This is a genomic window from Saccharophagus degradans 2-40 (assembly GCF_000013665.1).
Lineage (GTDB): Bacteria > Pseudomonadota > Gammaproteobacteria > Pseudomonadales > Cellvibrionaceae > Saccharophagus > Saccharophagus degradans.
Genome location: NC_007912.1, coordinates 3,313,863 through 3,337,431, shown reverse-complemented (window position 1 = coordinate 3,337,431; position 23,569 = coordinate 3,313,863). Strand labels below are relative to the sequence as shown.

Sequence of the window (23,569 nt, the reverse complement as noted above, 5' to 3'; positions counted from 1 at the left end):
TTGTGATATTGTGATTTACAAATAAAATATGGTGGTGAAGTGATAATCAGGCTGCCAAAAAGATAATTTAAGTGAGTGGGAGCTGGTTTTAAGCCGGCGTCGCTCACAAATCATGTTTGCGAAGCATCCATATGTCCTCTTTAAGCTGCCTTAGCGCAGCGGTCGAATGCTTCCCGCGCATCGCGCGTTTAATCGTTTCCCTTAGCTCTTGCTGCGGCAGGGGATTATGCAGTGTATGGATACCAGCATTAGCCAACTTACACGTTGTTTACCTATTACCGGTGGGGCTGTGCAGCCCGCAAACTTGGGTTAATTAAGTTGGTTAGCTTTGCGTTTTAAAGCAAAAGTGCGTTTTGTTTTGCTGTGTTTTTAATGCGAAGTAAGCCGTTACTCGCGCTTTGTATTAAGTGCGCGGCTAGAAGCAGTTCAGTTTTTAAAAAACGAAATAATAAGAGGATAATAAAATGTTGAAACATCAATTCAGCAAAGCGCTGCGTGCGCTAGGCTTTGGTGGGGCTGTGTTTGCGGCATCGCTAATGGCTAGCCAAGCAAGTGCCCTTGAGTGTGAGCATTCAATCAGTAATGATTGGGGCGCCGGCTTTACCGGTGCAATGAAAGTTACCAATAATGACTCTAGCCCCATTACCGGTTGGCGGGTCGAATGGGCGTATAGCGGCAATGTAAATATTGTTAATTCGTGGAACGCCTCAGTAACAAAAGGCAGTAATTATGTTGCCGTAGATGCCGGATGGAATGGTAATTTACAGCCGAGCCAATCTACCGAATTTGGCTTACAGGGTGATGGCGCCGATAGAAATGTAACCATTATTAGTTGTGTTGCCGAAGGCGGATCATCTTCTAGTTCATCAAGTTCTTCCAGCTCCTCAAGTAGTTCTTCATCTAGCTCAAGTACTTCTTCATCGAGTAGCTCAAGTTCCTCGACGAGCTCTTCTTCTAGTTCGACTTCTAGCTCTTCTTCAAGCACCTCTTCTAGCTCATCGTCCAGTTCATCAAGCTCTTCTTCGGGCGGCAACTGTGTTGCAATGTGTAATTGGTACGGTGAAAACCGCCCTGTTTGTGCCAATCAAAATACTGGTTGGGGGTGGGAAAACAACCAAAGCTGTATAGGTGCAAACACCTGTAACGATCAATGGGGCGACGGGGGCGTGGTGTCCAGCTGTGGTACGTCTAGCTCTTCATCCAGTTCTTCGTCCAGTTCGTCTACCAGTTCATCCTCGTCTTCTAGCTCGAGCACCAGCTCTACAAGCAGCTCATCAAGCTCTAGTTCGTCGTCTGGTGGGTTAAGCGCGGTAGAGTTTTCGCAGCAAATGGGCTTGGGGTGGAATCTTGGAAACTCCCTAGAAGCGATTGGTGGCGAAACCGCGTGGGGCAACCCAATGGTTACGCAGCAATTAATTAACTCCATAAAAGCTGCTGGGTTCGACACTATTCGCATTCCGGTTGCGTGGAGCCAATTCTCGGACGAAGCTAATTTTGTTATCAATAGCAATTGGATTGCACGCGTAGAAGAAGTAGTGAACTACGCATTGAGCGCCGATATGTACGTGGTAATGAACCAACATTGGGACGGCGGTTGGATGCAGCCCACATATGCACAGCAAGAATATGTTAACAATCGCTTGCAAATTATGTGGACGCAAATAGCTAATCACTTTAAAGATTACGATAGTCGCTTACTGTTTGCAGGCACCAACGAAGTGATGGTGGAAGGCGATTACGGTACGCCCACCTTCGAATACTACACAGTACAAAATAGCTTTAACCAAACGTTTGTGGATGCTGTACGTGCAACCGGTGGCGCTAATGCTAGCCGTTACTTAGTGGTACAGGGGTTTAATACCAACATAGATCACACGGTGAACTTCGCGGTAGTGCCAACCGACCCGGCAACAAACAGGTTAATGATGGAAGTACACTATTACGACCCCTATAACTTTACGTTAAATACCAACAGCAACATTACTCAGTGGGGCGTAATTGCAACTGACCCTAGCGTTACCGAAACATGGGCGAATGAATCTTATGTGGATGCGACTTTCCAAAAAATGAAAACTAACTTCGTTGATCAAGGTATAGCGGTAATTTTAGGTGAGTACGGGGTTGTATCGCGCGCGAATGTGGCCGGGCACGAAACTTACCGAGAGTATTGGAACCAATACATTACTCAATCTGCGGTAGATCATGGAATGGTGCCTATTTATTGGGATAACGGTTATTCCGGTGATGGTGGTATGGCATTGTTTGATCGCGCCAGTGGCAATCAACTTTACCCCAATATTATTAACGCAATTATCAATGCCGGTAACTAAGTAGACTTTCCCCTCGCCAACGTTAGGTTGGCATTCGGCAGCTCCAAGCTAACTATTAGTTGTGGGGCTGCTTTTTATTTCCCCTTCCGTACAGCTTAGCGTTTTAGCCCTTCTTTCTGCCTCGTATTTGGTTTGTATGAGCCAAACGGTGTGTAGTGTTTTTATCATGTGAAAGTGAAATAATACCAGCTTCACTCACCCTTATGGAGAAGTACGATGGAGCTGCGTTCTACGCTTTACATAAAGCTTGACAATACCAAACAACAATCAGCAGTGTTTACTATGTTAAAAGATGGCGAAATTTATAGCGCTGTATTAAAAGAACTAGTGGGTGATAACAATGCACAGCATGTGGATGTGTTATTCGAGCAGGCCGAAGATGACGCTTTTTACATTGAGCAGCCCTCGAAAGAAAGCGGCTATATAGTAGCCGAAATGGTTGCGCGCAATGGTGCGGAAGCTTCGCTACCACCATTAGTAGATTTCTTTTACAACGTATACCCAGAGTGTGATGTAAGAATTAAAGGTGCTGGTGAAGAGAATTATATGGTTTTTATTCGCCGCGACGAAGGCGCTACACAAATGCGAGTGTGGGAAGAGGGCGACCCAGAGGAGCTGATGGAGAATCAGCAATGGTTTAACGAAGGCTTGCCGCCAGAATTGCAAAGTGAAGATATCGACCTCGACTTTTTCTAAGTATTTGCTTATCGGCGAGTTGCTTAACAATTACTTTACAAGCCCAAACAAAAAAGCCGAAACTTATAATAAGTTTCGGCTTTTTTATGGGTGAAAATTACAGAAGGTTTAGCCTTCCATATCTTCCAGCTCTACACCATTTGTTTCGTTTACATACTTAATAACAAAGATGATAGAAATAAAGGCACACAAGGCGTAGAACCCGTAGGTAACCGCTAAGCCCAAGCCAGCCAGTAGGGCCGGGAAGCTCATGGTGATGGCCCAGTTAGACCCCCATTGGAATAAACCTGCAACCGCCAAGCCAGACCCGCGAATTTGGTTGGGGAACATTTCGCCCAACATAACCCACATAACAGGGCCCCAACTCATGTTAAAGAAAATAACATACACGTTGGCTGCCACAAGGGCGAGAATGCCCATATTGTCACTTAGTTGTAGGTCGCCATTCGCATCGAGTGTGCCCGTGGCAAATGCAATTGCGGTTAAGGTAAGGGTAACAGCCATACCCGCAGAGCCAATCCACAATAGGGGCTTGCGGCCAATTTTATCTACTAATACAAGTGATAACACCACAGCGCCAATACTTACCGCACCAGATACAACGTTAATTAACAGAGCGTGATCTTCTGAGAAACCCACCGATTGCCAAAGAATAGAGCCGTAATAAAAAATTACGTTAATGCCCACAAGCTGCTGGAAGGTAGCAAGACCAATACCCACCCAAACAATGGGGCGCACCTTGCCAGTAACTTTACTAATTAAATCGGAAAGGCGAGGTTTGTGGTCGTGATCTAACGATGAGTCAATTTCTGCAACTTTACCTGGGGCTGCTTGCGCGCCGTACAATTTAGTTAACACAGTAAGTGCTTTGTCTTTTTTGCCGCTGGCAACAAGAAAGCGCGGGCTTTCTGGAATAACCATAAGTGCAAAAAAGAAGATAGCAGCCGGCGCAATTTCTATCCAAAACATCCAGCGCCACGTGGCAATGCCCATCCAAAAAGGCTCTAAAGAAGAACCTGCAGTATGCGCAAGCACATAGTTACTTAAAAATGCAGCGGTTAAACCACTAATAATGGCAACCTGCTGAATAGTGGTGAGCCTGCCGCGATATCGCGCTGGCGCTACCTCACTAATATAGGCTGGAGCCATAACACTGGCTGCGCCCACGGCTAAACCGCCAAGTAGACGATAAATATCAAATTCCACAATGCCTGTTGCTACGCCCGAGCCCCAAGCAGAAACAATAAATAATATGGCTGCAACAATAAGCATTGCCCTGCGGCCGTATAAATCGGCAAGGCGACCGGCTGCTGCGGCACCTACGGCACAACCTAGTAACATAAAGGCAACGTGCACACCCACTGCCGTTTTTGTTACGCCAAATGACGTGACTAGGCCATCAACGGTGCCATTAATTACGCCGCTGTCGAAGCCGAACAGGAACCCACCAATAGTTGCAATACAACTAATGAGAATTACAAACGATTTATTTTCCCCCGAGGGAAGTGCTGAATCTGTCATGGTGATACCTAATTATTGGAATTATTAGTTGTGGTCGAAGCGTATGGGTATTAAAACTCGTCGGTCTGTTATTGGCCCAATGCGCGTTCGATATTAAACACTCTTCTACCTCATCACAAGCCAATAAGCCTTCCAGGGCGGGGCGCGAATTTAGGTGTATTACATACCAGCGAGTGCACGGATATTTGCCTAAGCTATTACCTTATGGGGTATATTATCTTAATATGGTTAATATGACTATAATGGTTTTTATGTTTAATATTGAATCTAAAGAGAGGTAACCCAGTGAATTGTACGCGTAGGAATATAGTAAAAGCAGGCCTTCTTGGCTCGGCATTCGTCGCCCTGCCTGCCGTGGCGCGCGCGCTGCCTGGATTGGCCACGAAATTTCGCGATCAGTTTTACGTGGGCACTGCGGTTAGTGCGCGCTCACTTAATACGCCCAGCGGCGCGTTTGCAGCCACTGTCGCGCATCAATTCAATGCACTAACCGCTGAAAACGCCATGAAGCCCGCCTTACTTCAACCACAAATGGGGGAGTGGCGCTGGCAGGATGCCGATGCCATTGTGAGATTTGCCGAGCAGCATCAGATGCTAATGCATGGTCACACCCTTGTGTGGCATTCGCAAACGCCAGATTGGTTCTTCCAAAACAAGCAGGGCGAACCGGCAGACAAAGCAACCCTATACCGCAGGCAAGAGGAGTATATCAATGCCGTAGTTGGGCGCTATAAAGGGCGGGTACACTCGTGGGATGTGGTGAATGAAGCAGAAGATGAGGGTAAAGGCTGGCGCAAGAGCCACTGGTATAACATTTGTGGGCCAGAGTTTATGGAACGAGCCTTTCGCTTAGCTCACGCAGCGGACCCAAAAGCACACTTATGTTACAACGATTACAATATGCACTTGCCGCAAAAGCGCGAATTTTTGGTTAAGTTATTCAAAGACTACATTAAGCGCGGCGTGCCTATTCACGGCGTAGGGTTGCAGGGGCATGTGGGCTTAGACTACCCCTCGCTGGACGAGTTGGAAAAAACCATCGTGGCCATGGCCGATTTAGGTCTAAAAGTACACATTACAGAATTGGATGTAGATGTATTACCCGCGCCATGGCAACTAGCTAGCGCAGATATAAGTACTAAATTCGAGTACGACAAAAGCTTAAACCCGTACGTTGATGGTTTGCCTGACGCGGTGAACCAGCAGCTTAGTGCGCGTTATGTAGAGCTATTCAAGCTGTTCATTAAGCATCAGCAACATATTGGACGTGTTACGTTCTGGGGCGTCGGTGACGGTGACTCGTGGAAAAATAACTTTCCGGTACCAGGGCGAACCAATTACCCTTTGTTATTCGATCGTAATTTGAAACCAAAGCCTGCTTATAACGCCTTAGTGGCCCTCAAGTTGTAAAATTTATATAAAAAATTTAGCGTCGTGATCTCAACATTTCTCTGCAGATCACTGCCTTTTCACAACAAAATGAAAGCGCTTTCATCTTGTGTAGGGTTCGACTGGTCGCACCTAGCTCGAACCTTCACCTGCTTGACTATATACTCCGTCGCAATAATTAATAATAAGGAGGTGCTCGATGAGTTTTAAACGCTTTTTATCCACCGCTAGCTTGGTTTGTACTGCACTATTTGCGTCTGCAAACGGGTTTGCAATTGACTATGTACAAAATGCGCTTGCCCGCGAAAATATTAGCTTAAATGGCCAGTGGAACCGCATTATCGACCCCTACGAAAACGGCTATTACAATCACCGTTACCAGCCCCACACTACCGAGGGCTATTTCAAAAACGCCAAAATGAAAACCCCTTCGGACCTTATTGAATACAACTTTGCTACCGCCGAGAAAATCCGGGTGCCCGGTGATTGGAACACGCAAGAAGAGCAGTTGTTTTTATACGAGGGCACAGTGTGGTATCAAAAAGATTTCGCCCTTACTAAACAAGCGGATAAGCGCTATATCGTTCACTTTGGCGCAGTTAACTATCAAGCTATGGTGTACATAAACGGTGTAAAAGTGGGTAGCCACGAGGGCGGTTTTACCTCGTTTCAGTTTGATATTACCGATTATGTTAAACGGGGTGAAAACTCAATTGTTGTTAAAGCCGATAACCGTCGCGAACGCAACCAAATACCTACAGTAAATACCGATTGGTGGAATTACGGTGGTATTACTCGTTCTGTTGCCATTTTAGAGCTGCCAGCCACCTATGTAGAAGATTACACCGTGCAGCTTAGCGGTAGCGATGCAACTGCAATTGTGGCTAAGGTTGCTCTTGCTGGCTCCAATGTAAAGCAGGGCGGCAGTGTTAAGGTTTCTATCCCCGAACTAAACATTCAAGAAGTCATCACCCTAAACAAAAAGGGTGAAGGGCAGATAACAGCTAAGGCAAACCCTCAATTGTGGACGCCCGAAGCTCCCAAACTCTACGACGTAACCATTGCCTTTAACGGTGAACTAATCCGCGACCGCATAGGTTTTAGAACTATTGCGGTGGATGGCGAAGATATATTGCTTAATGGTAAATCTGTATTTTTACGCGGTATTAGCATTCACGAAGAATCCCCCTTGCACGATGGTCGCGCGTGGAACGAAGACGATGCGCGTACCTTGTTGCGCTGGGCCAAAGAGCTAGGCTGCAATTTTGTGCGCTTGGCCCATTACCCGCACAACGAAACCATGGTCAAAATGGCCGATGAAATGGGGCTGTTGGTTTGGTCAGAAATACCGGTTTATTGGACGGTGATGTTTGAAGACAAAGCTGTTTACGCCAAAGCAGAAAAACAATTAACCGAAATGATTACCCACGACAAAAACCGCGCCTCTATTATTTTGTGGTCTATGGCTAATGAAACCCCCAGCCATAAGGCACGCTTAACGTTTATTACCAAGCTCGCTAAAAAAGCCCGCTCTTTGGATGACACACGCTTAATTACCGCTGCAATGGACACACAAGGCAATACCGCTAATGGCAAAATAATTGACGACCCTCTAGTAGCTGCAATGGATGTAATTGGGGTAAATAGCTATTGCGGTTGGTACGGCGGCACCCCCGAAAGCTGCGGCAACATACTGTGGGAATCGAAATACAATAAGCCGGTTATTGTGAGCGAATTTGGGGCGGGTGCATTACAGGGCTTACACGGCGACAAGGATGAACGCTGGACCGAAGAGTATCAAGCGTCGGTATATGAGCATAATATTGCCATGCTAGAAAAAATGACTGCGCTGCGTGGCGTGACGCCATGGATTCTAAAGGATTTCCGCTCCCCTAGAAGGCCGTTGCCCGATATCCAAGATTTTTGGAATAGAAAAGGGCTACTTTCTGAACAAGGTATACGTAAAAAAGCATGGTACTTGCTGAACGCGTACTATAGTAAGAAGGAAGAATCTTCAAACTAGCCCAAATATTAACAATAGTTGGGGATAAGGCGTACCTATGCTGCAGTTTGAGGATTAAAATCTACCTTTTAACTTCAGGCTTGGTACAAAAGGATGCGCATTTCCAGCAGAATGACTCTTCACACGCTCGCAGCAGTGGTATTCACTGTTGCGTTGCTTAGTGCCTACTTCGCGCGGGAGATGAAGCAGGCACTGGTCGACGGTGAAGTGCGCAACCAGCAAGCACAGCTCGATTTACGTGTACAACACTTTAATAGCGGCATAGAGCAGTTGCGGTCTGATGCGCTGCTTATTAGTGAATCCCCATTTATTGTCGAATGGTTTAAGCAAAGCATTAATGTTATCGATGATGCTAACGACCAAATTAGTACCAATACCTCTCTGCCCTCAAATGCCTACAGTTCACTTATAGAGCAATCATTTAATAATCTGCTCACTCGCCGGCCCGATTACTTTCAGGCCCGCATTCTTTCCATTTCTGGTGACGAGTTGATTCGTGTAGAGCGCCAGAACGGTGCTGTTAAGGTGGTAGCGGCCAAGCAATTACAAGATAAATCGGAAACAGAGTATTTTGAGGCGGCCAAAACTCTTAGCGCTGGCGAAGTGTATTTAAGCGACATAAACCTTAATGAGGAGTACGGCGCCATTGCGCAACCAGAAGTAACCACGTTGCGCGCTGCTGCGCCTATATTTGATGGTAATGGCAAGCTGTTGGGTGTGTTTGTAATCAATAAAAATGTGGGCAGCTTCGTTCGTGCAACGGTAACTAATAGCAGTGTAGGTGATGTATTCGTATTAAATGCACGCGGCCATTTTATTTATCACCCTCAAAATGAGTACACCTTTTCTGAGCAGCGCGGCACCGATTACACATTTGCCAAGCAGTGGCCTGAAATAGCAAAGTCGTTGTTAGTAGCATTTGAAAAGGATGCATTTAACTTAGCGACGAGTAGCTTAAATCTAGATAACTATGTAGTAAATGCTAGAAAAGTAAGCTACCACAAAGGCACCACACCTAAGTATATTTCCATTATTCAAATGGCGCCTTCTAGCCATTTTTCTGCGCAAACCATACAGGCGCTGCAGCGTCAGATATTCGCTGTGGCCCTATTGTTAGCTGTGTGTATTGCATTAGCGTGGTTTTTTAATCGCATAATGGTTAAACGCGTTTATATGTTAGGCGAGCTTTCTAATTGTGTTGCTGCAGGGGGGCGAGACTTAAAACTACCTGAAGATCGCGGCGATGAGGTCGACCACGTAGCAAAAGCGTTTCAATCCATGGTGGATCAAATCGATGGTAGAGAAAAGCTTCTACACTTAGAAAAAGTAAAAATACAAGCAATCTTCGATGCAGTAAACAGTGGGCTAATAACCACAAATGAAGACGGCTATATCGAAGAAGTAAACCAGTTTGGAGCCCACTTGCTAACAAGCGAGCCTCAAGCAATGGAGGGGAAATTTATAGGTGACTACCTAAAAAGCGAAAGCAGTCTTAATTCTAATGTGTTTCAGGCTTATTTCGCGTTGCAGCAGGAGGCAACGCAGCCATTTCATTTTGAGGTAATCGGTCTTCGTCATACTGGCCCGTTTCCTGTACAGCTAAGTGTTGCTAGGTTCACTCTCGATGGCAAAACTTTTTATGTGGCCGCAATAGAAGATATTAGTGAGCGAAAAAGCATACAGTTAAGTCTAGATAAGTACGCTAAAAAGTTGGAAGCGAGCAACAAAGAATTACAAAGTTTTGCCTATGTGGCCTCGCACGATTTGCAAGAGCCGGTTAGAAAAATACAGTCGTTTGGCGAGCTGTTAGAGCGCGAAGAAAAAGCAAACCTTTCCGAAAATGGTCAACTGTATCTTAGCCGTATGGTGTCTGCAGCGGAAAGAATGCGCAGCTTAATCAGCTCGTTATTGGAGCTTTCTCGCGTCGGTAAAGAGCAAAATCAATGCGAATGGGTAGATGTAGAGTTGCAGTGTCGCGAGATAACCGACGACCTAGAAAAGCTAATTACGGAGAAAAACGCCGAGGTTAGCATCGGCCCCTTACCGCATGTATGGGGCGAGCCAGTGCAAATGCGCAGACTTATGCAAAACTTAATAGGTAATGCGCTTAAGTATGTAAAAGTAAATGTTCGCCCCGTGGTGGAGGTGGGGATGTATTGCCCAATGGATGTGGGTAATGAGTTCGCTTTAGAGTTGGAGCGGTACCCAGTGGCTTTTTTTGTGCAAGACAACGGAATAGGAATAGCGCCTGAATTTCGCGAAAAAATATTTGTGGCGTTTGAACGGCTACATGGGCGTAGTCAATACCAAGGCAACGGAATTGGGCTGGCAATTTGCAAGAAAATTGTAGAGGGCATGGGTGGAATTATATTTGTCGATGACAACCCAGCGGGTGGTTCCCGCTTTGTAGTAGCTTTGCCCAAGGCCGGGCCTGAAAGCTAGTGGCTTAGGAGTAACAGGTAATGATTCATAAATAAGGTGGTTTGTATTAGATGTACACTATTCCAGATGTAACACAACCTTCAGCAGGGCCTATACCCATATTAATTGCAGAAGATGACGATGATGATAGATTGTTAATGCAACATGTATTCGAGCGAGTGTTTTCGCTTAGCCGTATGCACTTTGTTGAAGATGGCCAAGAAGTGTTGGATTATTTAATGGGGCAAGGTGCCTATGCAGAAAGCTCACTGCTCGAACCTAAATTAATAATTTTAGATTTAAATATGCCCATTATAAGTGGTAAGGATGTATTGCTAGCGCTAAAAGCTAATGCCAAATACTGCCATATTCCAGTTGTAATATATTCCACCTCGGATGCAAAAGCGGATATTCGTTGGTGTTATACCAATGGGGCCGCAGGTTACATTGTTAAGCCGGCTTCTATACAGGCAATGGAAACAGCACTAATGACCTTAGGCGTATATTGGGGCGATCTGGTTCGATTGCCCTAATAGCTATCACCAAAACCTCATGTTTTAGCGATGGGTAAACAAAACTTAAAAAGGCCACCAAATACTGGGTAGCACGTTTTGCCTAATGAGTGAGGCAACATCCATAGAGATGGCAATACCCGCGTGCACTAAAAAACCACCCCAAATAGAACGTGACCTTAGCGCGAGAATGCCTAAAAACAAACCAAATAATAGCGCACCAAAGGCTTCAGGCCACAGTTTAGGGAAGTGAATCATCAGGTAGGGTATACACATTACCCAAATAGCATTTGCCCCCATGGTGGGGCGCAGTGCTTGCACAAAAAAGCCACGAAAGAAAAATTCTAGCGTAATAAATTGAATTAAATACAGCGCCTCCCACGCGAGGAAGTCAAACCAGCTGCGCCCGGCAAGTTTGTAAAATGGGTAGTGGTTTAAAAAGTCGTCGCGAAAACTTACTAAAAAGATAAAAAATAAAATGGGCGTAATTAGTAGAGCGTATCCGCGCCAGTGGTGATGCGTTTCGTTCCAGCGCCAACCAAAGTCTACTAATTTTTCTTTGAGTGCATAGCGAATAATAATAGCCGGAATGATTAAGTAGCCAACAATATGCCAAAAGGTCCACCAGCTGTAGCTTATTAAATTAATAAACCCCGTCGCTTGTAATTTCGCCCGTACATAATCGGGTTTCTCGCCCAGCCAACTAGATGCCATTTGCAGTGTGGCGAGCAAGGTAGAAGAGTACTTCATATAGTGAATAAGCAATAAGCAAATACCGACGGTTGCCATTACTATAGTTACTCGGCGTACGCCTTGCTCGCGCGGCAACGAATAAGAGGGGGCTGCGCGATCTATTTGTTCCAAAACGGTAAAAATACGTGAAGGAGATAAAAACCCGAGATTAATCATGCGATAAGCCCGTTATAAATGAGTGAAAGGCCAACTAAAATAGTTACAACTTCAAATACTTTTTTAATTAGCGGGTTGCCGTGCTTAATTGCAACCGCAGCGCCAAAATAGCCGCCTAGCAAAGAGCCAAGTAACAGCATGGGCAGCCACGCCCACTGCACTTCGGCGAGCAAGGCAAAGGTGAGCGCACCTGTACCGTTCCAAAACATTCCCACTAATATCATTGTGTAAGCCGTTGCGCGTTTATAGTCGAACCCATACCAAGTAACTAGCCACAATGTAACAAATAACCCTGTGCCAGAACTAAGCGCCCCGTTTAAAAACCCCAAAACAAAAAGCCCTAAGCCACCTAGAAAATGCCCTAGGGCATTGGCGTTTTTGGGGGTGTAGTGTTGGCCTAATTGCTTTTTGAAAATGGAGTACACGCCCAAGCCAGCGGTAAGTATACCCAACGACACCTTGGCCACAGGCTCGGGAATACTCAACACGGCTTTTGCGCCCACAAATACACCGGGCAAGCCAAAGCCGAGCATAATTAGCGCAACGGGCCAGCGGGTGTGGTTTTGTTGCGAATGCTTTAACGTGGCCCCCACGCCCAGCGCGACGGTTGCTATTTTATGGGTAGCCAAAGCTACCGAAAATGGTAGCCCTAAAAATATTAATGCTGGCAGTTGCAGCAGGCCCGCGCCGCCGCCCGCCATAGCAGACAACATATTGGCAACAAGCGAAATAAAAAATAATAATACGTGTTCTAGCATATTTAGCCTTGGTTGAAGGGCGCGCGAGCAAGGCACTGCTGTAGCGGTAAGTCGGAATATTTGTTGGCGGCAATAAACCGGATAAATTTAAGTGTTAAAAAGGCATCAAACCAGTCGTGAAATTGCCTGCTAAATTGTTTTTCGTTGCGCGTTTGTTTGCTTGCATGGTTAACAAAGCGTTGTATGTTTAACGCAGTTAAGGCGTTGTTTATAAGCGTTTGGTTTTCGGTATCTAGCTCGTTATCTATGAACAGTGGGGTGCGACCTGTTTGTATTGCTTGCCAAATAGTAACCTGATTATCGATTAGCGACTTTAGCAATGTAAAACACTGCGGGTGGTAATAGTGGTATTGCTTCTCGTTATGCCATTGGCTAATTATTTTTTGTGCGGCGGGGCCTGTGCCAAAAGGCACTCTGTCGGATGTGCGCGCGTCTATTTCAATAATACTGTTATTAATGTTTTTTATTGTGCCCACTTTAGCGAGCTTGTTTAACAGGTAAAAATCTTCACCCGCCGCGCGTTTAGGAAACCCACGCACTTGACAGTAGTGGGCAATTGACACGGCAAGTGTACTGCCCAGCGTATGAAAACCGTAAGCCGACCCCGCCCACGCTAAACCATTGCGGTAATATTTAATGGCTTGCTCATAGCTTTGGGTTGCTTGGCAAATTTCAGTATCTTCAGCGCTGTTACCCGTGCTGTTATGGGTATAGTCGTACACCCACGCGCTACTGGCGCTGTTACACGCAAAGCTTTGTTGTTGCGCTGCAAAGTAGTTAGCGGGCAAATGGGCGTCGGCATCGGTAGAGAATATAACTGGGTGCGAAAAAGCCTGTTGTGCGAACAGTGCAACTGCCAAGTCGGCGCCCAGTTTGCGCGCTAAGCCTACACCTTGGTCTTCGGCTATGGTTCGCCCCTGTGTAAACCTATCCACACATAATATTGCGGCGCTTGTTGTTTCTATTAACGCGAGCTTAGCTGTTGAGGCGGGGGCATCTGTTTGTGCACAAGTATTTGTAGCCCAACTTGTGCGACCTTGTTCGAGTAACCAGCGCCATAGGTGAGTATTAGTTGAGGAAGCTGTTGCAGGTGCCGATGGAGGCTGATTAACGACTAATACAATTAACAGCTCGCTCGCGTGCGGGTGCGTAAGCAGGCGCGCTACACATTGTGGTGTTTCTTTGTAGGCGGGAATGACCACGCAATATGTTTTGCCAAGCCTAGGCAGGTTAGCACCTGCGTCTAAAATAGATGCACACTCAGGTTCTGCGTACTTAAGCAGGTATTTCGCTTGGCTATCGCCTTTATTGGAAAAACGTTGAGCGTTCAAGGGTATCTCAAGCTTATAGTTAACAGCAAAACTGCGGGGTGCTAGCTAAATTCAACTAGTGTAAAGCCGCAACAATAGGTAGCGCTTTTACAATTTCTGCTTCGGCATCTAGCAATTCATCAAGGCGTGCTTTAATTACATCTTGACTAAAATATTTTGCCGCAAGGTCGGTAAACAAGTCACTGTGGCGAGCTTCCGATTCGGTAATAGCTTTGTAAAAGCTTTTTAGTTCACCCTCTGGTAGCGCTTGTGCAACCAAACCAAAGCGTTCGCAGCCGCGCGCCTCAATAATACCTGCTATTAGCAGCCGGTCGAGCATATATACGTCGGTACCTCTGCGGTGTAGTTTGCGCAAATTGTTTACATAGGCGTCTTTAGAGTCTGGCCCCTGGTGAATACCGCGCTTGGCCATTACTTTTATTACTTCTCTAAAGTGAGCGAGCTCTTCAATTGCCAAATCAATCATGGCAGACACTAGCTCAGGTCTATCTGGGTAGTGCGATAGCATAGAAACAGCCATGCCCGAGGCCTTTTTCTCTGCAGCGGCGTGATCGATTAAAAAAGCATCAAAATCAGCCAGCACGGCCTCTACCCAGCTTGCGGGTGTCGCGAATCGTAGTTCAAACATGTGTAACCCCAATAGTTAGCGCATTGGTATATAATGCGCGCGAGTATACCAATATAGGCCGGCCAAAGTGTTGTTTAGTGCCGCCTAAGTACCTGAATTTCGTAAGAATGCACAGTAATTGCACAGGATATAAAAATGATTATTAAGCCCAAAGTTCGTGGTTTTATTTGTACCAACGCCCACCCAGAAGGGTGTGCGGCTAATGTTCGTGAGCAAATTGACTTTGTTAAGTCTCAGGGTGAGATAGCCGACGGCCCTAAAAAGGTATTAGTTATTGGTGCGTCTACCGGCTACGGTTTGGCTTCGCGCATAACTGCAGCATTTGGTTGTGGCGCCGCTACTTTAGGTGTTTTCTTCGAAAAGCCTGGCACCGAACGCAAAACCGGCTCTGCAGGTTTTTACAACTCTGTTGGTTTCCATGCAGAGGCCGAAAAAGCAGGCCTATACGCTAAAAGCATTAATGGCGATGCGTTTTCTGATGAAATTAAAGCGAAAGCCATTGATGTTATTAAGCGCGATTTGGGCAAAGTAGATTTAGTTGTTTACAGCTTAGCGTCACCGCGTCGCACAGATCCAAAAACCGGCGAGTTGTACTCTTCGGTATTAAAGCCAATTGGTCAGTCTTACACGGCTAAAAACTTAAACACCGATACCCTAAAAATTGCCGATATGACTATTGAAGCGGCGAATGAAGAAGAAATTGCCAACACCGTAAAAGTAATGGGCGGTGAAGATTGGGAATTGTGGGTAGAAGCCCTAAAAGAAGCTGATGTATTGGCTGAAAACGCTAAAACTGTTGCCTACACCTACATTGGCGATAAGTTGACTTGGCCAATTTATGGCAAAGCAACCATTGGCCGAGCAAAAGAAGATTTAGATCGCGCGGCAACAGCCATTAACCAAAAGTTAGCCGATTTAGGCGGCAGCGCCAACGTAGCTGTATTAAAAGCATTGGTAACCCAATCTAGCTCTGCTATTCCTATTATGCCTTTGTATATTTCTATTCTTTACAAGGTGATGAAAGAGGAAGGCACGCACGAAGGTTGTATCGAACAGTTGTATCGTTTGTTCACCGAAGGCGTATACACCGACACCCCACGTTTAGACGATGCTAACCGCTTCCGTATGGATGAAAAAGAGCTAGCGGCAGAGCTGCAAGCTAAAGTGGAAGCCATTTGGCCAAACGTTACCGAAGAAAATCTGTTTGAAGAAACCGACTACAAAGGTTACAACGCAGAGTTTTTGAAGCTATTTGGTTTTGGTGTAGATGGCATAGACTACGAAAAAGACGTTGCGCCAGATGTTGCACTCGATCTAGAGTAATTGCGCGCAAAACATAGCATTTAAATTGCTGTAATTTAAAGGCCGGTCTTCCGGCCTTTTTTGTTTTAATTAAAGTTGTAATGGGTAAGTGATTTTTAGGGGGTAACGTGCAATACCGTAAATTAGGTAACACCGATGAAGAGTTAAGCTTAATCGGTTTAGGCACCATGACATGGGGCGAGCAAAACACGCAGGCTGAGGCTTTCCAGCAAATGGATATGGCGTTGGCAAATGGCGTTAATTTTTTTGATGCGGCCGAAATGTACCCTATACCTCCCAAGCCAGAAACACAGGGGCAAACCGAAGCGATACTCGGCAATTGGTTGGCCGCGCGCGGTTGTAGAGAAAAAATATTTCTGGCCACCAAAATTACTGGGCGCGAAGGTCGCAACGCAGGTTTATCGCATATTCGCGGCGGGGCGCGCTTAAACCGAGAACATGTATTTAAAGCTGTCGACTCATCCCTTAAGCGTTTGCAAACCGATTATATCGATTTGTATCAAGTACATTGGCCAGAGCGAGCAACCAACTTTTTTGGCCGTTTAGGCTACGAGCATCAACAAGATGATGGTGTAAGCATTGAAGAAACCCTGTCGGCATTAACTGAGCTTGTACAGCAGGGTAAGATTCGCCATATCGGGTTATCTAACGAAACGCCGTGGGGTGTAATGGAGTATATGCGATTGGCGCGCGAAAAAAATTTGGCCCGCATTCAAAGTATTCAAAACCCCTACAACCTGTTGAATCGCACCGCAGAAATAGGTTTAACCGAAATGTGTATACGCGAGCAAATAAGCTTTTTAGCCTATTCGCCGCTCGCATTTGGCAAGCTTACCGGTAAGTATTTAAATGGCGCACAGCCTGAAGGCGCGCGACTAACGTTATACAGCCGCTTTGCTCGCTACGATAAAGTCAATGCCGAAGAGGCCATTACCGCCTACGTTGCGTTGGCGAACGAGCACGGAATATCACCGGCAGACTTTGCTTTAGCTTTCGTAAATACGCGTGATTTTACGGGCAGTAATATTATTGGTGCGACCAACCTCGAACAGCTGCAGGCGAATATTAACAGCGTAGACGTAGCGCTTAGCGAAGATATGCTCGCAGCCATTGCCGATATTCACGCACGCTATCCCAATCCGTCCCCCTAGTTGTTACACGACAAATGGCGGCGTGCGCCTTATAATCGCCGCCTTACATTCACGACGCAAAAGTAGTCTTTTTATTTATGTCGCAGTCTGAAGCCGATAGCTTAAAAGCGCCGCTCCACCCTAAATATTGGCCCACTTGGTGTGTGTTTGGTTTGTGGTGGCTGCTGGTTGTGCTTTTGCCTTTGCCAATACAAATGTGGTTGGGGGGCAAGTTAGGGCGGTTGGCTGCAAAGCTAAGTGAGCGGCGCGCACGTATTACGCGTAAAAATTTAGAATTGTGCTTTCCCGAAAAAAACGAGCAAGAGCGCGAAGCCTTGTTTTGGGAATCGATGGAGTCGGCAGGCAAGGGTTTCTTTGAATCGGGTATGGCTTGGTTTGGACCGCAGTGGCGCTTGCGCCGCTGGTACACCATAGAAGGTTTAGAGCATTTGCAGGCCGCGCACGATGAAGGTAAGGGCGTGTTATTGCTAGGTATTCACTTTACTACCATCGAAATTTGCGCAGCGTTTATTAACCAATCCTACTCTATCGATGGTTTTTATAGGCCCCATAAAAACCCCGTGTATGAATATGTGCAGCGCTGGGGGCGGGTGCGCCACAACCCCTATAGCCATACTATTCCACGCAGCGATGTGCGCGGTATTATTCGCAACCTGCGCAATAAACGCGCAATTAATTATGCACCAGACCAAGATTACGGCAAAAAGCACAGTGTGTTTGCGCCTTTTTTTGGTATTCCCGCGGCAACAGTCACTGCCCCTAGCCAGTTAATTCGCGTGGGTAAAGCGAAAGCCATCCCTTATGTAACAGGCCGGCACTCAGACGATTCAGGCTACTACATTCGTTTTTACCCGCCTATGGACGAGCTGGGGCAGGGCGATGAGCAGGCCGACGCAGAGCTAATAAACGCGTTTGTGGAGCGCGAAGTGCGCCGCAACCCAGGGCAATACCTTTGGTCGCACCGCCGTTTTAAAACCCGCCCAGACGGCGAGAAAGATTTTTATCGCGTAGAGCATATGCCCTGGAAGCAGCGCAGGCTTAAACAAGAGCAGCAACGTAAGCGCAAGTAATTGCTCATTTCTGGGTGTTTCGCTCAATATAACCTGTCAAAAGCTGCAGCATACATAGATATTGGTTGAGCCTAAGCCGACACCCCAGTACCATTACGCCCTTGAATTTTGGTGGGTATCACTACTGATGCCGCCTTTTATACCCGTATAAACAGAATTTTGGAGAGTAAAATATGCTTCGTGGCAGTATGGTTGCCCTAGTTACCCCAATGCAGGCGGATGGTTCGCTAGATTGGGAGGCTCTCCATAAGCTGGTTGACTGGCATTTGCAGGAAGGTACCGATGCAATTGTTGCAGTGGGCACCACCGGCGAAAGCGCAACTCTCGATGTTAAAGAGCATATCGCCGTTATTCGGGCTGTTGTCGATCAAGTAAACGGCAGGGTGCCTGTTATTGCTGGTACTGGCGCCAACTCTACCAGCGAAGCCATTGAGCTTACTCAAGCGGCCAAAGATGGCGGTGTAGATGCTTGCCTGCTGGTTGCCCCTTATTACAACAAGCCCACCCAAGAGGGCTTGTTCCTTCACCATCAAAAAATTGCTGCAAGCGTGGCCATTCCTCAGCTTCTATATAACGTACCTGGCCGCACAGCGGTAGATATGCTGCCCGAGACCATTGTGCGTTTATCCCATGTCGATAATATTGTTGGCGTGAAAGAAGCCACGGGCGATATAGCGCGGGTAGGGCAAATACTTGAAAGCGCCAAAGCAGGCTTTTTGTTGATATCTGGCGATGATGATACCGCGGTGGACTTTATTGCCGCTGGTGGTGTGGGGGAAATCTCTGTAACCGCCAACGTGGCGCCTAAATTAGTTGCGCAAATGTGCGAACTTGCAGCGCAAGGTAAGGTCGAAGAAGCGCGTGCTATTAATGCGCGCCTAGCCGATGTGCATACGGCCATGTTTTTAGAGTCTAACCCTATACCGGTAAAATGGGCTCTGGCAAAAATGGGCTTAATGCCTAATGGTATTCGCTTGCCTCTTACCCCGTTAGACGCAAAGTATCACTTGCAAGTAGAGCAAGCACTGCGCGCGGCTAACTTACTGTAATGATTTTGTTTGCCTAGGTACAAGTGTGCTTAGGCAAAATACAAGGTGCGAGCACTGTGCCTGCACCCCTATAAAACTGACACGACACAATAAAAAATTTATGAATGTAATTCGTTGTTCTTCGGTAGCTTTACTTTCCACCCTCGCGCTTTTATCTGGTTGTTCTTCCTTGTGGGGCGACAAAGGCATGTTCCGTGCGCGCGAAAAAGATTACGTTCACGCGGGGGATATACAGCCAATTACTTTACCTGCGGGCATGGAGTCTGCTCCGCTAGACCCATTGCATATTATTCCGCCTATTAACTCGAAAGATGAGTTTGGCGATGCAGTAGACCTGTCTGAATACCGCGTGCCACGCCCTGTGCCTTTAGCCAACGAAGACGATGCCGTTGGGGTAAAAATTCAAAAACTGGGTGGCGAGCGTTGGATATTCCTAAACGCTTCCACCGCGCAGGTGTGGCCACAAACACAAAGCTTTTTGTCTGAATACAATGTTCTGCCTTTAAAAAGCGTGCCAGAGAAAGGCTTAATCGAATCCGATTGGGTGCACTTTCGCGACGATACCAGTACCAAATCGCGCTACCGTATTCTTATAGAAAAAGGCATCCACCCAGATACCACCGAAATTCATGTTTTACATGCTCAGTTCCCTGTAGATGCCAATATTGCCTTAGATGAAAGCTTTGTTTGGCCTGAGCAGTCAAGCAGCAGCGAACGCGAAGCGTGGCTAATGGACGAACTGGCCATGGTGTTGGCCGAAAGCGTAGATAACAGCGCGGCCTCCCTTATGGGCCAAAATGTGGGGGGCAACACCAAGGCGCAATACGCACGTGTTAATGGTGAGCCGGTTGTTACTCTGCGCCTACCTTATGCGCGTGCTTGGGCGTCGGTGTCGCATGCTACCGAGGCCGATGGCTTTGTAGAGTACGAAACTAACAGCGACTTGGGTTTGGTGTATATCGGGTTCCCATATTTTGCCGACGATAAGCCCGGGTTTTGGGGCAGCTTGGCGTTTTGGGGTGAAGATAAACGCGCGCCAGAAACATCGCGCTATGCGCTTACTGACATTCTCGCGCACTTAAGCGATAGTAAAGATGCCCGCGCAGCGTTTGCCTCGGTGCCTGGCGCCGCGTTTGGTAAAGAATTACCTCTGGCTCAAGGTTACCTTGTTGCATTAGAGCAAAAAGATGGCTTAGTGATTGTGCGTATTCGCGATCATCGCGGCGTGCGCTTAGCGCCAGAAGAAGCGAAAAATATTCTTAGAGTATTACGCAACCGCCTCATCTAATTGCTGGTAAGCAATGTAAAGGCAACGAGGTATCAATTTTGAAGTTTGCGTCCCTAGGCAGTGGTAGTTCTGGTAACGCCACTGTTATAGCCTGCGGCGATGTTGTGCTACTGGTGGACTGCGGTTTTGGTATTAAAGATACCGAGCGGCGATTGGCACGCCTGGGTCTAGAAGCCAAAGATATCTCGGCTATTGTGGTCACCCACGAGCACTCCGACCATATTAAAGGTGTGGCGCCTCTTGCCCGTAAATACAAAATGCCGGTGTATATGACGCGTGGTACATTTTTAGCACGCGAATACGGCAACATACCCTCTCTGCACTTAATCGAAAATTATCAACCCTTTAGCATTGCCCACTTAACGGTTACCCCTGTAGCCGTGCCGCACGATGCGCGAGAGCCTGCGCAATACACCATCACCTCGCCAGATTATGGCGTATTGGGCGTGCTAACTGATTTGGGTTATATAACGCCGCACGTCGTGGAGGCTTATTTAACTTGCGATGCACTACTGGTTGAGGCAAACCACGATTTGGATATGCTCGCGCGCGGGCCTTACCCTTATTCACTGCGCCAACGTGTAGCGAGTAATTGGGGTCACCTTAATAATCAGCAAACGGCTAACTTACTTAGCCAGTTACCTTTGCTCAATCTGCAGCATTTAGTTGTAGGTCATATCAGTCAAAAAAATAATACTGTTGAGTTGGCTGCCAAATCTATTGATAACATTCTTCCCGAACCCGTGTTAAACCGCATTCATTACGCCTGCCAAGATGAAGGGTTTGATTGGCTGGCAATATCGCCTAAAAAGTAACTGTTTTGATGTGTTTGGCGCCAGTGTGGTCGCTTTTTGTTACTTCAAGTAAGTGTCTACTTTCAATAATCTTCTCTTGACAAAGCCCCCTCGCTGAATGTTTTCCACACTGTGTAACCAATCTTCACACGATACCGTCAAAAATTGCACAATTTGCATTTTTGTTAGACTTTATATTCTAAGTTGTTGATATTAAAGGAAAAATTAAATTTGTTTAAATTCCCAGCAAAATGCTGGATAGGTAGAGAAACCGTTACTTTCATCAATCTGTAAAGAATATCTTCACAGAGTTATCCACAGATACTGTGGGTAACTAAATTGTTCAAAACCTGTACAAATGTTAATTGGCGCACCTTTCGTGTAATTTCGCACTGGTGGTTTATACTCAAAGGAGATTCAACGTAATAATCCGCGTGAGCGGTCTACCAAAAGGAGATAAATGAGTGGAGGAGCGCAGAAAATACGAACGCACGCCTACCAGTATACGGGTTGAAATATCCCACCCTGCATTCGGCTACATAATTGGCTCAGCTAAAGATGTATCCGACGGTGGCGCACAGGTTACGGTGGAAAACCTGCCCACTGTGCCCCCAGTAGGCACCATTGTCGATGTGAAATTTAAAAAGCTGGTGGGCCGAATAAACGAAACTCCGGTACCTATGCGTGTAATGCACACTTATCGCAACGTGTTAGGGTTAATGTTCGTAGGGAGCTAACAGGTAGCTATTAGATAGCTAAAAAGATAGCTAAAAAAATAGCTAAAAAAATAGCTAAATAGTCGATAGCTAACTAATGGCGTAACCCATTAGTTAGTCTTATGGTTCAATAAGCCGCGTAAGCGAGTGTTCGCAGTTAGTTATTGCAGTGTGCAGGTAGGGATAACTCTTTAATATGTTTAAGCGGTACAGTGCTATCGCATTCAAGTTTCGCGTTTTTGGCTGCCAGTACCTGCTCAAGCTTCTTATTGTTAGCTAGCGGCGCGAGTGTTTCAATCGCATTCCCCGCTAAGTTAACCTGTTTAACATTTTGCAGGGCCTTAATTGGTGTAATATCCACTATCTGATTATTCGAAAGATCCAAAACGACAATACCTTTAAAAATTTCAATCCCGTTCAGGTTCTTAATCTCACTATTAGGGCAAAATAAGCGCTTTAGCTGTTCAGCTTGGGTTAAGTGGTTTTCCTTGATAGTAGCGTCAATACAGCGCTGTAGGTTCCTATCTGGCGTAGAAAACGCGGTAAAGATAGGCGGCGGGGTGTAAACTGTATTGTCGTTAACGGCGACAGAATATTTCGCGCAACCTGTTAGCAAATTAGCTAAAATTGCTGCGCACAAAATTTTATTAACCATTGGCTTCATCTCCATGAGGTCAGTACTTTCACGAAGTGTAACTTAGGGGTAACTATGAAGGAATTACTTTACAGCCTGACCAAAATATCATCGGTGGCCACTGTAGCTGGCGTATTGCTTACTGGCTGTATGACTTACGATCCTTACACTGGTGAAGAAAAAACCAGTAACGCGACTAAAGGCGCAGGTATTGGCGCGGTAACCGGCGCAATTATTGGTGCTGCTACATCAAGCGATAAAGATCGCGACCGCGGAATTATTACCGGTGCTGTAGCAGGCGCGGCCATAGGTGGTGGTGTTGGTTACTACATGGACAAACAAGAAGCAGAGCTTCGTCACCAATTGCAGGGCACTGGTGTACAGGTGCGCCGCGAAGGTAATAACTTATTTTTGGTAATGCCTGGCAACATTACTTTCGATACTGCTCAGTACAGCATTCGCAGCCAATTCTACGAAGTATTAGATTCTGTGGCGGTTGTGCTTAAGAAATATGATAAAACCGCTATTTTAGTGTCGGGTCACACCGATAACCGCGGCAGCTCAGATTACAACCAAACCCTAAGCGAGCAACGTGCAGGCAGCGTAAAAGCCTACCTAATGCAAAAAGGTGTTGCGGCAGGTCGTGTTAACTCTGTGGGCTATGGTTACCGCTACCCAGTGGCCTCTAACGATAGCGCAGCTGGCAGAGAGCAAAACCGCCGTGTAGAACTTAAGCTAGAGCCTATTGAATAACATTTACCGCTTGGTTAATCGGTTCGTAGCTAGCTAGTCAGTAACTACATAGATTCCTATTTGCCACGTTTCCTCCTAAAGCCGGCTATTTACGCCGGCTTTTTTGTGTCTTGCGTAACCATTTTGCGCTTCTTCCCTTTCACTTAAATAACCTTTTTGTAAAAAAATACTTGCCTCCCAAATATGTAGGTGCTACTTTTGTAGCATGGTGCTAAAAAAGTAGCACTAACAAGAAAGCTTTAATTAAAGCGCTATAAAGCAGCCAACAACGAA

Annotated in this window: 20 protein-coding genes; 14 read left to right on the top strand and 6 right to left on the bottom strand. The window is 46.3% G+C overall.

Translation table 11 applies throughout. From position 1 onward, the window contains the following. Nucleotides 1–464 precede the first annotated feature (464 nt). Together SDE_RS21390 and SDE_RS13795 are read left to right on the top strand one after the other, a co-directional pair. Nucleotides 465–2,330: a cellulase family glycosylhydrolase gene (locus tag SDE_RS21390; protein ID WP_011469113.1), complete on the top strand. Its 1,866-nt coding sequence runs from the start codon at nt 465–467 to the stop codon at nt 2,328–2,330. A 216-nt stretch (nt 2,331–2,546) separates the two neighbouring features. Continuing rightward, nucleotides 2,547–3,026, top strand: a complete 480-nt coding sequence (locus SDE_RS13795) for a hypothetical protein (protein ID WP_011469112.1) — start codon at nt 2,547–2,549, stop codon at nt 3,024–3,026. Between the two features lie 108 nt (nt 3,027–3,134). On the opposite strand, the gene SDE_RS13790 is transcribed toward SDE_RS13795, so the two are convergent. Then, nucleotides 3,135–4,547, bottom strand: a complete 1,413-nt coding sequence (locus SDE_RS13790) for a sugar porter family MFS transporter (protein WP_011469111.1) — start codon at nt 4,545–4,547, stop codon at nt 3,135–3,137. Nucleotides 4,548–4,832: 285 nt separating this feature from the next. Here SDE_RS13790 and SDE_RS13785 point away from each other — a divergent pair, with 285 nt between their 5' ends. From SDE_RS13785 to SDE_RS13770, 4 genes are all read left to right on the top strand, one after another. Beyond that, nucleotides 4,833–5,957: an endo-1,4-beta-xylanase gene (locus SDE_RS13785; protein ID WP_011469110.1), complete on the top strand. Its 1,125-nt coding sequence runs from the start codon at nt 4,833–4,835 to the stop codon at nt 5,955–5,957. Nucleotides 5,958–6,135: 178 nt separating this feature from the next. Beyond that, nucleotides 6,136–7,959, top strand: a complete 1,824-nt coding sequence (locus SDE_RS13780; RefSeq protein ID WP_011469109.1) for a glycoside hydrolase family 2 protein — start codon at nt 6,136–6,138, stop codon at nt 7,957–7,959. 93 nt (nt 7,960–8,052) lie between these two features. Beyond that, the gene (locus tag SDE_RS21385; protein WP_011469108.1) at nt 8,053–10,401 is read left to right on the top strand and encodes a sensor histidine kinase; all 2,349 of its coding nucleotides are present in this window, start codon (nt 8,053–8,055) and stop codon (nt 10,399–10,401) included. Between the two features lie 50 nt (nt 10,402–10,451). Then, nucleotides 10,452–10,913 (top strand): response regulator, encoded by a 462-nt coding sequence (locus SDE_RS13770; protein ID WP_011469107.1) that lies wholly within the window; start codon nt 10,452–10,454, stop codon nt 10,911–10,913. 45 nt (nt 10,914–10,958) lie between these two features. On the opposite strand, the gene SDE_RS13765 is transcribed toward SDE_RS13770, so the two are convergent. Genes SDE_RS13765 through SDE_RS13750 form a run of 4 tightly spaced genes read right to left on the bottom strand, consistent with a single transcriptional unit; the run spans nt 10,959 to nt 14,518 of the window. Then, nucleotides 10,959–11,801 carry a CPBP family glutamic-type intramembrane protease gene (locus SDE_RS13765; RefSeq protein ID WP_011469106.1) on the bottom strand — a complete coding sequence of 281 codons (843 nt, stop codon included), beginning with the start codon at nt 11,799–11,801 and terminating at the stop codon, nt 10,959–10,961. Continuing rightward, nucleotides 11,798–12,559 carry a sulfite exporter TauE/SafE family protein gene (locus SDE_RS13760; protein WP_011469105.1) on the bottom strand — a complete coding sequence of 254 codons (762 nt, stop codon included), beginning with the start codon at nt 12,557–12,559 and terminating at the stop codon, nt 11,798–11,800. Before SDE_RS13760 ends, SDE_RS13765 begins: the two co-directional genes overlap by 4 nt. A 2-nt stretch (nt 12,560–12,561) precedes the next feature. Further along, nucleotides 12,562–13,890 carry a hypothetical protein gene (locus tag SDE_RS13755; protein ID WP_011469104.1) on the bottom strand — a complete coding sequence of 443 codons (1,329 nt, stop codon included), beginning with the start codon at nt 13,888–13,890 and terminating at the stop codon, nt 12,562–12,564. Nucleotides 13,891–13,945: 55 nt separating this feature from the next. Continuing rightward, nucleotides 13,946–14,518 carry a tRNA-(ms[2]io[6]A)-hydroxylase gene (locus tag SDE_RS13750; RefSeq protein ID WP_011469103.1) on the bottom strand — a complete coding sequence of 191 codons (573 nt, stop codon included), beginning with the start codon at nt 14,516–14,518 and terminating at the stop codon, nt 13,946–13,948. A 135-nt stretch (nt 14,519–14,653) separates the two neighbouring features. Here SDE_RS13750 and fabV point away from each other — a divergent pair, with 135 nt between their 5' ends. The 7 genes from fabV to SDE_RS13715 all read left to right on the top strand — a co-directional run bounded on the left by fabV (nt 14,654) and on the right by SDE_RS13715 (nt 21,930). Then, nucleotides 14,654–15,841 carry an enoyl-ACP reductase FabV gene (gene fabV / locus SDE_RS13745; RefSeq protein WP_011469102.1) on the top strand — a complete coding sequence of 396 codons (1,188 nt, stop codon included), beginning with the start codon at nt 14,654–14,656 and terminating at the stop codon, nt 15,839–15,841. 107 nt (nt 15,842–15,948) lie between these two features. Beyond that, nucleotides 15,949–16,992 carry an NADP(H)-dependent aldo-keto reductase gene (locus SDE_RS13740; RefSeq protein WP_011469101.1) on the top strand — a complete coding sequence of 348 codons (1,044 nt, stop codon included), beginning with the start codon at nt 15,949–15,951 and terminating at the stop codon, nt 16,990–16,992. 77 nt (nt 16,993–17,069) lie between these two features. Continuing rightward, nucleotides 17,070–18,062, top strand: a complete 993-nt coding sequence (lpxL, locus tag SDE_RS13735) for an LpxL/LpxP family Kdo(2)-lipid IV(A) lauroyl/palmitoleoyl acyltransferase (protein ID WP_011469100.1) — start codon at nt 17,070–17,072, stop codon at nt 18,060–18,062. A 173-nt stretch (nt 18,063–18,235) separates the two neighbouring features. Further along, complete coding sequence (dapA, locus tag SDE_RS13730) at nt 18,236–19,111, top strand: 4-hydroxy-tetrahydrodipicolinate synthase (protein WP_011469099.1); 876 nt, start codon at nt 18,236–18,238, stop codon at nt 19,109–19,111. Nucleotides 19,112–19,211: 100 nt separating this feature from the next. Continuing rightward, entirely contained in the window at nt 19,212–20,399 is a 1,188-nt protein-coding gene (bamC, locus tag SDE_RS13725; protein ID WP_011469098.1) for an outer membrane protein assembly factor BamC, read from the top strand. Between the two features lie 38 nt (nt 20,400–20,437). Further along, a complete protein-coding gene (locus tag SDE_RS13720; RefSeq protein WP_011469097.1) occupies nt 20,438–21,214 on the top strand; it encodes an MBL fold metallo-hydrolase in 777 nt (258 codons plus the stop codon). A 443-nt stretch (nt 21,215–21,657) separates the two neighbouring features. Continuing rightward, entirely contained in the window at nt 21,658–21,930 is a 273-nt protein-coding gene (locus tag SDE_RS13715) for a PilZ domain-containing protein (RefSeq protein ID WP_011469096.1), read from the top strand. 136 nt (nt 21,931–22,066) lie between these two features. On the opposite strand, the gene SDE_RS13710 is transcribed toward SDE_RS13715, so the two are convergent. Further along, nucleotides 22,067–22,564: a leucine-rich repeat domain-containing protein gene (locus tag SDE_RS13710; protein ID WP_011469095.1), complete on the bottom strand. Its 498-nt coding sequence runs from the start codon at nt 22,562–22,564 to the stop codon at nt 22,067–22,069. A gap of 54 nt (nt 22,565–22,618) precedes the next feature. Here SDE_RS13710 and SDE_RS13705 point away from each other — a divergent pair, with 54 nt between their 5' ends. Next, complete coding sequence (locus tag SDE_RS13705; protein ID WP_011469094.1) at nt 22,619–23,296, top strand: OmpA family protein; 678 nt, start codon at nt 22,619–22,621, stop codon at nt 23,294–23,296. Nucleotides 23,297–23,569 lie beyond the last annotated feature (273 nt).